Annotated in this window: 11 protein-coding genes and 1 pseudogene; 6 read left to right on the top strand and 6 right to left on the bottom strand. The window is 58.9% G+C overall.

Annotation, left to right across the window (positions count from 1 at the left end):
- Positions 1-188: 188 nt before the first annotated feature.
- The gene (locus IQ273_RS20785; protein ID WP_194025077.1) at positions 189-1,781 is read right to left on the bottom strand and encodes a ferredoxin--nitrite reductase; all 1,593 of its coding nucleotides are present in this window, start codon (positions 1,779-1,781) and stop codon (positions 189-191) included.
- A gap of 274 nt (positions 1,782-2,055) precedes the next feature.
- On the opposite strand from IQ273_RS20785, the gene IQ273_RS20780 reads away from it, so the two are divergent.
- The 4 genes from IQ273_RS20780 to IQ273_RS20765 all read left to right on the top strand — a co-directional run bounded on the left by IQ273_RS20780 (position 2,056) and on the right by IQ273_RS20765 (position 6,335).
- Complete coding sequence (locus IQ273_RS20780) at positions 2,056-3,174, top strand: HEAT repeat domain-containing protein (RefSeq protein ID WP_194025076.1); 1,119 nt, start codon at positions 2,056-2,058, stop codon at positions 3,172-3,174.
- 305 nt (positions 3,175-3,479) lie between these two features.
- Positions 3,480-4,082: a hypothetical protein gene (locus IQ273_RS20775; RefSeq protein WP_194025075.1), complete on the top strand. Its 603-nt coding sequence runs from the start codon at positions 3,480-3,482 to the stop codon at positions 4,080-4,082.
- A 168-nt stretch (positions 4,083-4,250) separates the two neighbouring features.
- Positions 4,251-5,183, top strand: coding sequence for a LysR family transcriptional regulator (locus IQ273_RS20770; protein ID WP_194025074.1), 933 nt, complete (start codon positions 4,251-4,253; stop codon positions 5,181-5,183).
- Positions 5,184-5,264: 81 nt separating this feature from the next.
- Entirely contained in the window at positions 5,265-6,335 is a 1,071-nt protein-coding gene (locus IQ273_RS20765) for an anthranilate phosphoribosyltransferase family protein (RefSeq protein ID WP_194025073.1), read from the top strand.
- Positions 6,336-6,367: 32 nt separating this feature from the next.
- Here IQ273_RS20765 and IQ273_RS20760 read toward each other — a convergent pair whose 3' ends face one another.
- Positions 6,368-7,015: a DedA family protein gene (locus IQ273_RS20760; protein WP_194025072.1), complete on the bottom strand. Its 648-nt coding sequence runs from the start codon at positions 7,013-7,015 to the stop codon at positions 6,368-6,370.
- Positions 7,016-7,024: 9 nt separating this feature from the next.
- Positions 7,025-9,715, bottom strand: coding sequence for a cation-transporting P-type ATPase (locus IQ273_RS20755; protein WP_194025071.1), 2,691 nt, complete (start codon positions 9,713-9,715; stop codon positions 7,025-7,027).
- A 186-nt stretch (positions 9,716-9,901) separates the two neighbouring features.
- On the opposite strand from IQ273_RS20755, the pseudogene IQ273_RS20750 reads away from it, so the two are divergent.
- Positions 9,902-10,997 (top strand): annotated as a pseudogene (locus IQ273_RS20750) (DUF3616 domain-containing protein).
- A 107-nt stretch (positions 10,998-11,104) separates the two neighbouring features.
- On the opposite strand, the gene IQ273_RS20745 reads toward IQ273_RS20750, so the two are convergent.
- The 3 genes from IQ273_RS20745 to IQ273_RS20735 form a co-directional block, all read right to left on the bottom strand.
- A complete protein-coding gene (locus tag IQ273_RS20745; RefSeq protein WP_194025070.1) occupies positions 11,105-12,040 on the bottom strand; it encodes a CHAD domain-containing protein in 936 nt (311 codons plus the stop codon).
- A 5-nt stretch (positions 12,041-12,045) separates the two neighbouring features.
- Complete coding sequence (locus IQ273_RS20740; protein ID WP_194025069.1) at positions 12,046-12,474, bottom strand: DUF6335 family protein; 429 nt, start codon at positions 12,472-12,474, stop codon at positions 12,046-12,048.
- A gap of 672 nt (positions 12,475-13,146) precedes the next feature.
- Positions 13,147-14,208 (bottom strand): Fe(3+) ABC transporter substrate-binding protein, encoded by a 1,062-nt coding sequence (locus tag IQ273_RS20735; RefSeq protein ID WP_194025068.1) that lies wholly within the window; start codon positions 14,206-14,208, stop codon positions 13,147-13,149.
- 302 nt (positions 14,209-14,510) lie between these two features.
- Here IQ273_RS20735 and IQ273_RS20730 point away from each other — a divergent pair.
- The coding region (locus tag IQ273_RS20730; RefSeq protein WP_194025067.1) for a hypothetical protein at positions 14,511-14,769 on the top strand (259 nt) is incomplete at its 3' end.

The raw sequence follows: 14,769 nt of genomic DNA, 5'->3' as shown, positions 1-14,769 counted from the left end.
CCCTTAAAAAGGGGGGTATGTGATGAGTTTGTGAGTAGCAGGAGAGCAGGCGGTATGAAATCAACATCTCTGGGAGAATCTGTGGTGAAATCCTAAACGTTGCTCTCGCCACGAGCCTAGGGACTGTGCTACGTTTGCCTCAAATGCAAACTGTGTGTCCTGGGGTCATTGGCCGACAGGGCATTTTTTTAGTCTGCCGTCACCATCACGCCGTTGCGAGCTGCGCTGGATGATCTAGGTTGGGCACCAAAGCTGTCGATCAGGAGCGATCGCAGCACGTCGTGCAGCTCGTCGCAGGGAATGCCTTGCTGCACCTTTTCGCCCAGGTGAGCTTCTTTGCCCACTTTGCCGCCCATAAAAATATCTACCCCTTCCACGGTTTTGCCGTCTTTGCGCACCTTGGTGCCCATCAGGCCAATGTCGGCCACCTGGGGCTGTCCGCAGGAGTTGGGGCAGCCCGTCCAGTGAATGCGTACAGGCTGGGCTAGGGTGAGTTCGGCATCTAAGGCCAGAGCCAGAGCTAAGGCTCGCTGCTTGGTTTCGACCAGGGCAAAGTTGCAGAACTGTGAGCCCGTGCAGGAGACCAGCGATCGCGTCAGCGCCGAGGGGGCAATAGAGAATTTCTCCAGCAGCGGCTCTTGCAGCAGCACCGCCAGGCGCGAGTCGGGCACGTTGGGAATAATCACGTTTTGCTCCACCGTCAGGCGCAGCTCGCCGCTGCCGTAGACCTCGGCTAGCCGGGCCAGGTCGAATAGATCGCTGGCCTGTAACCGCCCCACAGGCACGTGCAGCCCCACGTAGTTGAGCCCCACCTGCTTTTGCGGGTAGACGCCAATGTGATCGCGCTTGTCCCAGTCCATTTCGTCTTTGGGGGCCGCCGACAGCAGGGGCTGTCCGTAGGCTGCCTCCACCGCAGCCCGAAATTGATCCATGCCCCATTCGTCGATCAGCCACATCAGTCGGGCTTTCTGACGGTTCACGCGGGGGCCGTGGTCGCGATAGACCTCTAGAATGGCGCGGCACAGCTCGACCACGCTGTCGTCGGGCGGTACCCAGGCATTCAGCGGAATCGCCGCTTCGCAGCGCCGGGCGGAGAAGAAGCCCCCCACCACCACGTTGAAGCCCAGCACGCCCTCGCGGTAGGCGGGCACAAAGGCAATGTCGTTAATTTCGGCGTGAATGGAGTTGTCGCGGCCCCCCTCGATGGCGATGTTGAACTTGCGGGGCAGGTTGGTAAAGGCCGGATTGCCCTCGCCGTTGTTGGTAATCATGTCCTGAACTTTGCGCACCAGCCCCTGGGTGTCGATCAGCTCGTCGGCGTCGAGGCCCGCCACGGGCGACCCGGTAATGTTGCGCACGTTGTCCATGCCCGACTGCACAGAGGTGAGCCCAGCGGCGTGCATGCGGCGAAAAATATCGGGAATATCTTCGAGCAAAATCCCCCGCAGCTGGAGGTTTTGCCGGGTGGTGACATCGGCGCTGCCGTCTTCGCCGTAGCGCTGAATGATCTCGGCCAGGGTGCGCGCCTTGTAGGCCGTGAGCAGCCCGTTGGGCAGGCGCAGGCGCAGCATAAACTTGCCGGGTGTCACCGGGCGAAAGAAAATGCCCAGCCATTTGAGGCGGTGGGTGAGGTCGGTGTCGTCGACGGCTTCCCACCCCATCTGGGCAAACTGCTCTAGCTCGTGCTTAACGAGCAGTCCGTCTTTGGCGGCCTTAAACTTTTCAAACTTGTTGAGTTTAGCGGTGGCCGTTGGGTTGGCCGTGTCGATGGAAGTGGTCACAGGCTACACCGTTATTGCAAGATATTTGAGGCAAGATCTGTCCCCAAAGGGTCTCAAAGAACCCAAGAGGATCTGGGTTTATTGATCAGAAACCAGTGTGGCTAGCCTAGTCTCGCTCTAGGCAGGTGTTTGTATAGACTCATACGTTTTTGGGAATACCATGCAGCCTCCGCAAGGGGTGGCTGCGCGAATCGCATAGCCCACCGTTGGGAAAACTTAGCGCAGCGCCTATGGTTGTAGAAGATGGACCCAGGGCGTTATCAGGAGCATGGCCGTGTCTGCGTTTAATGAGTTTTTCATGCCCAATTCAGCGGCGGCGTCCGATCGCCAAGGAGCCATGGCTCGGACTACGGTAGCGGGGCTGTGCATCGGAGATTTTCACGATCGCTGGGAGCAGGCCCGGCAGGTGGCCCACCTGGGCGAAGCCGCCCTGGCCGACCTGCTGGCCATTCTCGAAGATGAAAACGGCGACTGGGAAGCCCGCTGGTTTGCGGCCCGCGCCCTGGGCGAACTCGACCATCCCCAGGTGATTCCGACCCTGATCGCTACCTTTGCCGCCACCGATGACGACGACCTGCGCCAGGCGGTGGCGGCGGCCCTAACCCAAATTGGCCCGCCTGCGATCGCGGCGTTAGGCGAGCAGCTGGCTCACCCCGCCCTGCGCCCCATGGCGGTGCAGGCCCTGGCCCGGATTCCCCACCCGACCACCCTGCCCCTGCTGATTGAAGCCACTACCGACGAGCGAGCGAGCGTACGGGCAATGGCCCTCGACGCCCTCAGCCCCTTTACCGACCCTACCACCTGGCCCGTGGTGCAGCAGGGGCTGCAAGATTTGGCCCCTGCGGTACGGGCTGCTGCCATTCGCGGCCTGCTGAGCCTGCGCGGCTACCTGAGCACCGACCAAATAGTTGAGGCCCTAACGCCTTTAATCGAAGATGTTGCCCCCGGCGTTGCCCAGCAGGCCGTCTACGCCCTGGGGAGGCTGTCGGGGCCTGCCGCTGCTGCTGCGCTGCTGCGGTTGCTGACGCCCCCTACTTCAGAACCACTCCAGACCGCTGTGGTGCAGGCCCTGATTTGGCAAAACACCGCCGTGGCCCTGACGGGGTTAATCGCCGCCTGGGAAACGTTGGAGCAGACGGCTCGTCTGGCTCTGGTTCAGGGGCTACCGACACTTGTTCCAAATCTACTGCCTCAGGCGGCCCAGGCTCTGCTGAGGTGGCTAGGGGCAACGCCTGCAGGTGCCGAGCACAGCCTGCTGCGCCGCCATCTGGTGCTGGCCCTGGGCCAGGTGGGCCACGGGGGTGCAGAGCCGCTGCTGCGATCGCTGCTCAACGACCCCGACCGGGGAGTGCAGCTCCACGCCGAGGCGGCCCTGCGCCAGCTACAGCGGTAGCAACCTGAGCCTTTCTTTAGCTTGAGGGCATCTCAAAAATTATGGGCTTGCGGCGGCCCTACCCGCTTTGTCAAAGCCTTCTTACATCAAAGCCTTCTTACAGTAGAGGCGCGATCGCTACCGTCGGTTTAGCATGGCTGACAGTAAGTCCCGATCGCAAACCTGCCCAATGGCGTTACCGACGGGGAGTGCAGCCCGTAGGGAGTGAGACCGGCAGCTTCCACAGTGTCAGCCGATATGCCAAGCCCTCGAAGGGAACTGCGAGCAGTGCTCAGGGCTTGCCGACTGCATTAGGAAATAGGATTATGACTCGACTTTTAGGTTTTCACAAAATAGTGGCCAGCGCAGGAGCCCTGGTTACTTTAGGCCTGGGGGCCGTGCCTGCGATCGCGCAACCAGAGTCATACTGCGACGATCCCGGTGCCGTTGAAGCCGCAGACACCACCCGTGACCTGGAGCTGGAGCAATTTGGCGTAGAACTTGCCATTCCCTCAAACTTTAGAGCCATGTTGCTGAACAACGGCACCGTCAAAATTGTCGATCCGGGCACCTACGAATTGCTGGTTTGCGTCGCCAGGGGTGGCAAAGCCCTGGGGCGGGGGTATGCCCAAACCCGAGTACGCACCGTAGAAAACCCCGACAGCCTAGATCTGCGCCAGCTGGTGGAACAAACCATTCGCGAGAATCAGGAAATTTCTCCTTACACCTTTGATGGTCAACAGGGCTATTTGGCTACGCGCGAGTCGAGCGATCAGCCCGTAGGGATTCCAGACAGCTATGCAGCCTTGTGGATCGACACAGATGACGCTCCGGGGGCGGTCGTCATCTCTACAAGCTGTGATTGCTCAGGACAACGCGATCGCCTGCTGTCTTTACTAGAGCGCTCAAAGAGGCTGGATAGTAGCTAAGCTACCCTGCCCTAAACGCAGAGATGCCCATGAGTTGGGGCTTGAGTTGGGTTACGGCTACTTTCGATACCAAGTGCGAGGGTACTATCTGCTAATCAAAGAAAGGGCAGCTCGGCGGCAACTCGCCGCCCGAGGGTTAGTTAGCAGTGGCGTGGGTACGATTCGAGCATGCGTATTGAACAACTCCAGGCATTTTTATCGGTGGCCGAAACCGGTAGTTTTCAGGCGGCGGCCCAGCAGTGCCAGGTAACGCAGTCGACCGTCAGCCGCCAGGTGCAGGCCCTGGAGGCCGAACTCGATGCGCCCCTGTTTCATCGCGGTGCCCAGGCCAAGCTGACGGTGGCTGGAGAGCTGCTGTTGCCCAAGGCCCGCCGCATTTACCAAGATTGGACCCAGGTTTCTAAAGATATTGCCGACCTGATGGCGGGCAAACAGCCGGAGCTGTGCGTGGCGGCGATTCAGTCGGTGTGCGCCACGGTGCTGCCGCCAGTCCTTCAGCAGTTTTGCGCCGAGTACCCCCAGGTGCAGCTGCGGGTGACCGCATTGGGCAGCGATCGCTCCCTCAAGGTGCTGCGCGATGGCCTGGTCGACCTGGCCATTGTGATGGACAACCCCCGCCTCACCACCCAACCCGAAATGGTGGTCACGCCCCTGTTTGACGAACCGATTGAGGTACTGATGGGGGCTGACCACGACCTGGCTCATCAGCCTGCGATCGCCTGGGAGATGCTGTCGCGATTTCCCCAAATTCTCTTTAAAGACGGCTACGGCATGCAGCGGCTAGTGCAGCAGCAGTTTCAAGACCGGGGCGAAACCTTTAATGCCGCCCTCGAACTCAACACCCTCGATGCCTTCCGGGGGGTAGTTCGCCAGGGCAATTTTGTCGCCCTGCTGCCCCAGTCTGCCCTGGCCGACTGCCGCAACGACCCTACCCTGGCGGTGCGCCCCACCGAAGCCCCGGTGCTGAGCCGAACGGTGGTGCTGGTTACCACCCGCGATCGCCTGGTGATTCCGCCGATTCAGCGCTTCCACGCCCTGGTACAGAGTTTAGCCAGCCCCAGCCGACAACGATCTCGGGCCGCCGCCGTATCCTATAGCTAATCCAACCGCCAATTCCATAGAGCATTTGGCCGGACGGGTTATGATTTGCAAACCCATGCCCCCCTGAGGGACAGACCAACTATGAGTAACGAGTTTCGGGAATTGCTCAAGCACGTGGGCAGCGGCAGCCACACCTCCAGGGCATTGACTCGGGCCGAAGCCGAAGCCGCTACCGGCATGATGCTGACCCAAACGGCAACCCCGGCCCAAATCGGCGCGTTTATGATTGCCCACCGGATCAAGCGCCCCACCGCTGAAGAATTGGCGGGCACTCTGGATGCCTATGAGGCCCTGGGGCCAACCCTACCCGCCATTGCAGACGGTCGCCGCGCCCTGGTGCTGAGCTGCCCCTATGACGGGCGATCGCGCACGGCTCCAGTTACCCCCATTACCGCGCTGGTGCTGGCGGCGGCGGGGGTGCCGGTGGTGCTGCACGGCGGCGATCGCATGCCCACCAAAGCCGGTATTCCATTAATTGAACTGTGGGGACAATTAGGCGTTGACCTGCGCCCACACACCCTAGAGCAGGCCCACACCCTGCTCAACCGTACCGGCATTGGCTTTGTCTATCTACCTCAGCACTTTCCTACCGCCCACGGCCTGGTGCCCTACCGCGACCAAATTGGCAAGCGCCCCCCCTTCGCCACGGTCGAGCTGATGTGGTCGCCCTACGCTGGCCCACACACCCTGGTGATGGGGTTTGTGCACCCGCCCACCGAAGACTTTGCCAAGGGCACCTTTGGCCTGCGCGGGCAGACCGACTGGATTAGCGTTAAGGGGCTGGAGGGCAGCTGCGACCTGGCCCGAGGGCGCACGGCGATCGTGGGCGTTAACCGCCAGGGCCGATTCGAGCGCCTGCTGTTGCACCCCCGCGACTATGGCTTCGAGGGCGACGATGTGGAGCTGGGCCGCGAAGCCTCGTTGGGCGATCGGCTGCGATCGGTGCTGGCAGGCCATCCCTCAGAACTACACAAGACCGCCCTGTGGAACGCCGGGTTTTACCTGTGGCAGGGGGGCGCTGCGGTTTCGTTAGCAGCAGGCTTGGCCCAGGCCGAAGACCTGCTGGCCACGGGCCAGGCCTTGACGCAGCTAGAGATACTGCGCCAGCAGACCGCCGAGCTGCGTCAAACCCTTACCTATAGCCACAGCTAGGGTTTCTGACAGTCCGGCTCAAAGGGTTAGGACTAGCGCTCACTATGATCGCTATGCTCTCGGCGCTCTTGACGCTCTTGACGCTGGCGGCGCTTGAGCACCCAAACAACAGCAGCGATCGCCAGCGTAATCAGCACAATTCTGCTGATCGGGCCAACAATGGTCTCCACCCGATCGAACTGGTCGCCTAAAACATAGCCCGCAGCGGCCAGCATCCCCGTCCACAGCACTGTCCCCAGAGCTGAATAGCCCAGATAGGGCAGCAGCGGCATATGGCTCAGCCCCGCTGGCACCGATACGTAGGTGCGAACGCCTGGCACTAGGCGACCGACCCCGACCACCCAGCTGCCGCCGCTGCGCTGAAAGAAGTCAAACGCTTTGTCAATATCTCTGGGCTTGAGCGTCAGCCAGCGACCGTAGCGCCGGACCCAGTCCATCAGCTGCTCGTGGGTAATCAGCCGACCGACCACGTACCAGGCCGAAGCCCCAATCAGCGAGCCCAGGGAACCAGCCAAAATGACTCCGGCCAGGTTCAGCCCGGTGCTGCTGCGGCTGACGAACCCGGCCAGGGGCATTACCAACTCGGACGGAATGGGCGGAAACAAATGCTCCAGCACCATCAGGCCGAAGATGCCGAGGTAGCCGAGAGACTCAATCCAGGTTGTGATCCAGTTGAACATGAGACTGCTTTACCGCTTTGCTTTGCGCTCGAACAATACTTTACCCAGCTGTCCCACAATAAGCGGAATTAAGCTGGCCCCAAACACCAACCCCCAGGATCGCCCCGACAATCCGGTGGTGCCCAGGGCATCGGAGAGGCCCGGCACATAGACCGCCGCCAGCAAAATAAGGGTGCAAATGACCAGGGCACCCCAGACGAAGGGGTTGCGGGTGACTTCGTTGCGCAGCGGGTTGGTGCCGCGACTGCGCATATTGAAGATGTGCCACAGGCGGCTAAACGCCAGCGTCATAAAGGAAATGGTGACGGCCTCGGTACCGTCGAGCTGCCAGACCAGGAGCGCGATCGCAAAGGTGCCCAGGGTAGTAGCTGCGATCAGCAGACCGTACAGCCCGATCGCGATCCAGTGGTCTTGGGTGAGTACGGCCTCGCTGCCCTTGCGCGGCGGGCGCTGCATCATGGTTTCGTCGCCTTCGCCCAGTCCCAGGGCCAGGGCCGGAAACACGTCGTTGACGGCGTTGATGTAGAGAATTTGCAGGGGCAGCAGCGGCAGGGGTGCATTGACGAACGAAGCCAGGGCAACGGCGATAATCTCCCCCGTATTGCCCGAGAGCAGGTACAGGGTGAACTGGCGAATATTGCGAAAAATGGCCCGCCCCTGGGCCACCGCCGCCACAATGCTGGCGAAGGAGTCATCCTGGAGCACCATATCTGCGGCCTCCTGGGCAACCTGGGTGCCGCGCTGGCCCATGGCCACGCCAATGTCGGCTTTTTGCAGGGCCGGGGCATCGTTGACGCCATCGCCAGTCATCGCCACGATCGCTCCGTCGGCCTGGTGCAGCGCAATTAGATTCAGCTTTTGCTCAGGGCTAACGCGGGCAAAAATCGACACCTGCTGCAGCTCCTGGCGGCGCTGGTCAGTGAGGTCGTCGAGCGGGATGAGCGCCTTGCCGGGCAGTGCCTGGGCCTCGCGATCGCCCACCAGCCCCACCGCCAGGCCAATATTACGAGCCGTAATCTGCTGGTCGCCCGTCACCATCACCACCCGAATGCCCGCCTGGTGACAGGCCTTAATCGAGTCTTTGATATCTGGGCGAGGGGGATCTTCTAGCCCGACGACGCCCAGCAGGGTCAGATCGCCGTAGGGGTCGGCTTCGGCGGCATCGACGGTTTTGGTGGCAAAGGCGAGCACCCGCAGCCCGGCTTCAGCGGTAGCGTGCATGCGCTGCTGCCAGCGATCGCGGCTTTCCCCATCCAGCACCTGGGCACCCTGCGCCGTCCAGTGGTCGGTGCAGCGCTCCAGCACCGCTTCGGGAGCCCCCTTGACCGCCACCCAGTAGCCGTCTTTGGTGTTGTGAATAGTCGCCATCATCTTCAGGTCGGGGTCGAAGGCGACTTCGCGCTCCTCGGGCCATTGCGATCGCAGCTCATCTCGGCCCAGGTTGGCCTGCTGGCCCAGATTCAGCAGGGCAATCTCCATCGGGTCGCCAATGGTGCGATCGGGGTCCTCAGCGTTGGGCGGTTCAGCATTATTGCAGAGTACCGCCACCCGCAGCAGCTGCTCTAGCGCCTCGTGCTGCTGCGGGTCAATGGGCTGATCGTCGAGGCTAAAAGGGGTATCGCCGCTGTTGCCGACCTGGACGGAACCCGCCTCCACCACGATTTGGCTGGCGGTCATGCGGTTTTGGGTCAGGGTGCCGGTTTTGTCGGTGCAGATGATGCTGGTCGAGCCCAGGGTTTCGACCGCTGAGAGGCGGTTGATCAAAGCGTTTTGCTTGGCCATGCGCCACATGCCTCGGGCCAGGGCCACCGTGGCCACAATTGGCAGACCCTCGGGCACGGCGGCCACCGAGAGGGCGATCGCCGTTTCGACCATCAGCATCAGGTCTTTACCCTGCACAATGCCGCTGATCGCCACAATTGCCGCGACCACCAGGGTGATCCAAATCAGCCGCCGCCCTAGCTGGTCGAGCCGCTGCTCCAGGGGCGTCTGCTCGCTCCCCGCCTGGGAAGCAAGCGTTGAAATATGGCCCAGTTCGGTCTCCATGCCAGTGGCGGTGACAATGCCTTCGGCTGACCCCAGCCGAATCGCCGTGCCCTTAAACACCCGGTTAGTTTGCTCCGCCAGCGGTAGGTCAGGTTCGACCGGCTGGGTGGTTTTGCTGGCGGGCAGCGACTCCCCGGTCAGGGCCGACTCATCGGCCTGCAGGTTGGAGGCGGTAATCAACCGCAGATCGGCGGGCACCATATCGCCTCCCTCCAATACCACAATGTCGCCGGGCACCAGTTCATCGGCCCCCACCTGCTGCACCTGCCCCTCGCGCCGCACCTTGGCCTGGGTCTGGCTGAGCTGCTGCAAAGACTCCATCGACTTCACCGCTCGTAGCTCGGTGGTAAAGCCAATTACGGCATTGAGCGCGATCGCAATCACCACCGCAATGCCCTCAATCCACTCCTGAAAGGCAAAGGCCAGCACGGCCGCCACCGCCAGCAGCCCAATAATTGGGCTTTTAAACTGGTCTACAAAAATGGCCCCCGCCCCGCGCTGTTTCGCCTCTTCGAGTCGGTTCCAGCCGTACTTTTCTCGCTGGCGGTCTACCTGCCGACTATTTAGCCCCTGGGCGGCATCTACGCCAAAGGCCTCAAGCACCTCCTGCGGTTGGGATTGCACAACCTCAGCAGGCGAAACGGGGCTATTCATGCAAGGTTCCTTAGGAATTAATTAATAATGACTGATCTAAAAGTAGACACCCCAAGGAGTATTAACCTCTACCAATCTGTAGAACATTAGCCTTCAGTAGAGTGATTTCTTCCCTTTGAGCGATGTCACCCTCTATTCCATTCGCTATGTTTATAGCCTTGCCGATAAAAATAGTATTCATTAACCATGCCGAATGGATTTCTGCTCAGCCGCACTCTGCTCAACTTTCAAACCGATTCAGAGGATTTGCTTGCTGAACTGTCTGCTGTCACCCGTACGCCTGATGGTAGTTTATGGCTTGGTTCCGATGAGTTTATCACTCTAGAGCGGCTGACACCCATGGGCGATGGGGTCTATGGCAACCACAAAACATTTCATCTAAAAGATTTTATTGAACTGTTTTATTGAACTGTTTGATCACGAATCTGAAATCGATATTGAGGGGTTGGACTACTGTGAGGGCTATCTTTGGGTAGTGGGTTCCCACAGCTTAAAACGCAACAAAACCAAAGGCAAAAAACAGCACAAAGATATCGAGCGCCTTTCCGAAATTGAAAGTGATCCGAATCGATCGCTGCTGGCACGACTGCCCATCCTCAACGGCGAAATTGTGCCCACCTACGCCCGCTCCAATGATGAAAGTGATATTCTCACGGCGGCCAGCCTCAAGCAGGTCAACAACCACAACCTACTGCTCGAAGCCCTTGCTGAAGACAAGCACCTCGGCCCATTTCTAAAGATGCGGCTGCCCTCTAAAGACAACGGCTTTGATATCGAAGGTATTGCGGTCAATGGGCACCAAATCTTTTTGGGTCTGCGCGGTCCGGTGCTGCGGGGCTGGGCCATCATTCTTGAACTTGAAGTAGAAGACGGTGAACCCGGTGAACTCGTCCTCAAAGACTTGGGCGAGGGGTGCTTTTACCGCAAACACTTTCTCGACCTCAACGGCCAGGGCATTCGCGAGCTGTGCCTGCACGACGGCGATCTGCTGGTGCTGGCTGGCCCTACCATGGAGCTAGAAGGCGCAATGCAGATGTTTCGCCTTGAAGATGTGCTTGAGCACACCAACGACACCCTGTGGAGTCAGGATTCTGGTCAGCTCAAGGTTCTATTTGATCTGCCGTTTACGATTGGCTCTGACCACGCCGAAGGCCTAACGCTGCTGCCCTGTATGGGCTACGATGACGGCCTCATGGTGGTCTACGATTCCCCCGACGAAAACCGGCGTCCCCATTCCAAGGGGGTATTTGCCGACATCTTTCGCCTGCCAGAGAAGGATTGAGGTGGCAGTTCGGCTTCGACTCTGTGCCCCACGACTCTGTGCCCCACGACTCTGTGCCCGTTGTTCTTTGATTGATAAGTTCTTTGGTTGATAAAGTGATGCTGGGTCTAAGACTCTGCTGAGCTGGACGAGTCGGATGAAACCCACACCTGCCAGTAGCTGGCCATGCGGTGATTAAATGCTGCTGGGTCTTCGCAGTAAAGTTTTTGGCCAAGTTCTTTGGCCTGCTGGTGCAACCTGTGCTGGCGATGCTTCATCAGGGGTAGCAGCACCTGCAAATGAACATTGTCAAGCGCGACTTCGGCGGGAGGGTTGAGCAAAAAGTGCCGCAGTGCCGCAATGTCGTGCCCGCCTCCCAAGGCTTCGGCTAGCTGATGGATTTCTGATTCAAAAGCGTTCATCACGGTAGGCCACAGCGGCTTTAGCAGACAGGTACTATGCCACAGGTCTTTGACCCGCTTGCGCCAGTCGTGGAAGGCTTCATCGCCGCCATCTTCGTAGGCTGCATAGAATCGGGCCTGCCCCTGGCCGTAAATTTGCTTCAAGTTTGCAGAGATAGCTTTCCAACCTGTTTTATTGAAGGCAAGCTGGTTGAGCCGCGATCGGCTGTCTTTGAGATCTGAAATAATCGCCGCCATCGGGGTGTCGCCATCGGTCAGGTCCTTAAGCCTAACCTGGTAAAGGTCGCTCAGGCTCTCTTGCAGCTTAGAGAGCCCTTTGGTGTCGAGCGTTAGGCCGTAGGTGTCGAGCAGGTTGTTGAGGGTTTGCTGGTAAACCTCGCTGTCACGGGCCGAGGAGAGCGATCGCCCCAGGTCGCGCAGCAGATTTTTCTCCCGTTCGTAGGTATCTTTGTCAATCGATTTTCGCACCAGGCGCAGTACCGTTCGCCCCTTTTTCAAATGTTTGCGGGCCTTGTGAACTGCCTGCCCAGGGGTTTGCTGAAAATCTTCGCTGAGCTGTTGAATAGCTTTCTCAAGCTGTTCGCTGAGAATGCGACGAATATTAGCGTCAACGGTACTATCGGCAGAAAACTTATAAGCCATAAAACCTAGGATGCAGGGTCCTTTGAGTCAGGATCAAGCTCAAACCTCTGATCATCTCGACGGTCCATTTCGTCTTTGACCGCGACGGGTTCTTCGGCCTGTGTATCAATGCCTGCCGCTGCTGCAATTTCGTCAATATTATTTTGATCGGGGGTGGGGGTAGTACCGCCGATGGCTTCTTCACCTACTACCTTAGCCTGCCCCGCCATCACATCGGGATCGTTCGCCGTGGTCGGGCTGCCCGATGCCATACGGTTGTTGTCGGGTACCTCAGCCCCAATCATGGCGCTATTGTCTTCTCGACCGGTGCGAGCCGCTTCCTCAGCCGCTTGAGCGGGCGACAGATTAGTCACAGGCTGATCGGCGGTCGGAGGCGTTTTATCAATCGCCTGGGACGAAGAAACGTTGGCGGAATCTGTTTTTTTCTGGCTCATTTTTTAGAATTCACGAAAATAGTTTGAGGTCTATGGAGCGGGGCTGCACCGTGCAATCACAACGGTGAAGGTTCAAGATTGTGAACACAGCCATGACGCTACGATACCGAACCAGCAATGCTTGCAAATAGCTATCTGCTTATAGCTGATGCTAATTTGAATAGGTTGGAATTTCTAATATTACTGGCTACCATACCCAAACATAACAGCGACTAAAGTTGAACCTGTCACCCCACCGATAGATTTTTCTGAAACTTCGGGTTCGTCCCTGGTTTACCTCTAGTCCGTCCTAAAATTTAGGCATTAAGACATGGATGTGCCCCGTCGGTCTGAATATACAGCCCAACTGACGGCCCCTCGCCGGGTGCAGGTACCTCTGCCAGTGGAACCGAATACTTTTAGAGGTGCGGCTGGTGCAAACCAATCTACGGTTACCACCCCCTGAACTCTTCAGACCATAAACGCTCCCTCAAGCGTGAGAAGGTATTTATAGCGCCAATCAACGCGATCGCAGCCCAACTTTTCCCAATAAAAAATCAGCCTCTATTTTTCTAGAAAAAGCAGAGGCTGATGTGACAAGAGGTTAGTTATCTAAAGGGGTCGGGTGCCTGCCAGCTTAGAAGCCTAGCCTCTGAACAATGGCGAGGCACCCGACCCCTGAGGTAAAGACCCTTAGGCCCAGCCAGCGCGATCGGTAATGCGCAGAGCTTCGGGGTTGTTGCTGCCAAACACCGAAGCATTGAGAGGATCGGCCTTAAACTCGCCAAAGCTCGCCACCACCGAGTCAACGGCAACACCCTCAACCACGGGGTATTCGTTGTTGCTCTGGGCAAAAATTTCCTGGGCCTCAGGGCTGGCCAGGTACTCCAAAAACTGCACCGCTGCCTCAGCGTTAGGCGCGGTCTTGACCACCCCAGCCCCGCTGATGTTGACGTGGGTACCGCGACCGTCCTGATTGGGGAAGAACACACCAATGGCCTCAGCGATCGCCTGGTCCTCGGCATTGTCCGACTTGGCCAGACGGGCCAGGTAGTAGGTATTGGCGATCGCAATATCGCCCAACCCGGCTGCAACGGCTTTGATTTGGTCGGTATCGCCGCCTTCGGGGTCACGGGCCAAGTTGGCCACCAGCCCCCGTGCCCATTCCTCGGTTTCTTCAGCACCATGGGCGGCAATCATTGAGCCCACCAGTGACTGGCTGTAGATGTTGGTAGAGCTGCGGGTCAAAACCCGGCCGCGCCATTTGGGATCAGCCAGGGCTTCGTAGGTGGAAAGCTCGGCGGGGTCTACGGTGTCTTTGTTGTACATGATCACCCGCGCCCGCTTGGTCAGTCCGTACCACAAGCCATCGGGGTGGCGCAGGTTTTCAGGAATGGCCGCATTCAGCGTGTCCGAGTTCACCGCCTGAAACATCCCTTCTTGCTCAGCTCGCCACAGGCGTCCGGCATCAACGGTCATGAGAATGTCGGCGGGGCTGTTTTGTCCTTCGCTCTTGATTCGCTCGATCAGCTGGTCGGCTTCGGCCTCAACCAGGTTGACGCGAATGCCCGTTGCCTCACGGAAGCCATCGTAAAGCAGATCGTCGGTGTCGTAGTGGCGCGACGAGTATAGGTTAACGGCTCGACCCCGGCCAAAGCCAAACTGAGCGTTAGCGGGGCGCTGGCGAAGTTGGCCCAGGGCGACAGCCGTAGCGGCAGCACCCGCTCCCAAAAATGTACGTCTTCCTAGTTTCATAGGGTGTTACCTCAGAAAATTAAGTCTCAACGGAGCCGCAGGCACCTCAAGTGGAAAGCCCCAGGTCATTGAGAAGTCAGATCGCATTGTACAGCTTATTGCAATCTTTTCTTGATAGAGCCAGAATAAAAGTCAACCCCGTAGCGAATAGTTTCAATACGTCTGCCGTTGATAGCCGACCTCTCGGCCAACCTATCGCCCTGAAAGTAGGGGCTTGAGGCAATGGAAGAATAGCCTTAGAATGGCCTAAGAAGAATAAGTCCTGTTAGCTTAAGCGCATCTGCGATCGCAACCTTTCGACAATGACTCCCAGACTAGCCCCCTCGACCTTTGCTCCACGCCGCACCACTGCTAAGCAGCGAAAAGGCGCGCGCGCATGGCTAGGGCCTCTGTGTGTTGCCGCCTCTCTGGCGGCCCACGGAGTGCTGCTGGTACTGGTGATACCAGACCCCAATGACACGCCGCCCGCAGACGCGATCGCTGAGCAACCCACGGTCCTAGACGATGTAGCGGTTACGGTACTGCCCCAGTCTGCGCTAGAGCCCGAACCCACCCCAGTCG

This window comes from Nodosilinea sp. LEGE 07298 (genome assembly GCF_015207265.1).
Lineage (GTDB): Bacteria > Cyanobacteriota > Cyanobacteriia > Phormidesmidales > Phormidesmidaceae > Nodosilinea.
The sequence above is the reverse complement of the archived record's forward strand: the minus strand, read 5'-3'. Positions and strand labels throughout refer to the sequence as shown.

Excerpts from the sequence above, each read along its gene's own strand:
- IQ273_RS20770 (WP_194025074.1), top strand. The coding sequence starts at position 4,251 with ATGCGTATTGAACAACTCCAGGCATTTTTATCGGTGGCCGAAACCGGT.
- IQ273_RS20760 (WP_194025072.1), bottom strand. The coding sequence starts at position 7,015 with ATGTTCAACTGGATCACAACCTGGATTGAGTCTCTCGGCTACCTCGGC.
- IQ273_RS20735 (WP_194025068.1), bottom strand. The coding sequence starts at position 14,208 with ATGAAACTAGGAAGACGTACATTTTTGGGAGCGGGTGCTGCCGCTACG.
- IQ273_RS20740 (WP_194025069.1), bottom strand. The coding sequence starts at position 12,474 with ATGAGCCAGAAAAAAACAGATTCCGCCAACGTTTCTTCGTCCCAGGCG.
- IQ273_RS20765 (WP_194025073.1), top strand. The coding sequence starts at position 5,265 with ATGAGTAACGAGTTTCGGGAATTGCTCAAGCACGTGGGCAGCGGCAGC.
- IQ273_RS20755 (WP_194025071.1), bottom strand. The coding sequence starts at position 9,715 with ATGAATAGCCCCGTTTCGCCTGCTGAGGTTGTGCAATCCCAACCGCAG.
- IQ273_RS20745 (WP_194025070.1), bottom strand. The coding sequence starts at position 12,040 with ATGGCTTATAAGTTTTCTGCCGATAGTACCGTTGACGCTAATATTCGT.
- IQ273_RS20775 (WP_194025075.1), top strand. The coding sequence starts at position 3,480 with ATGACTCGACTTTTAGGTTTTCACAAAATAGTGGCCAGCGCAGGAGCC.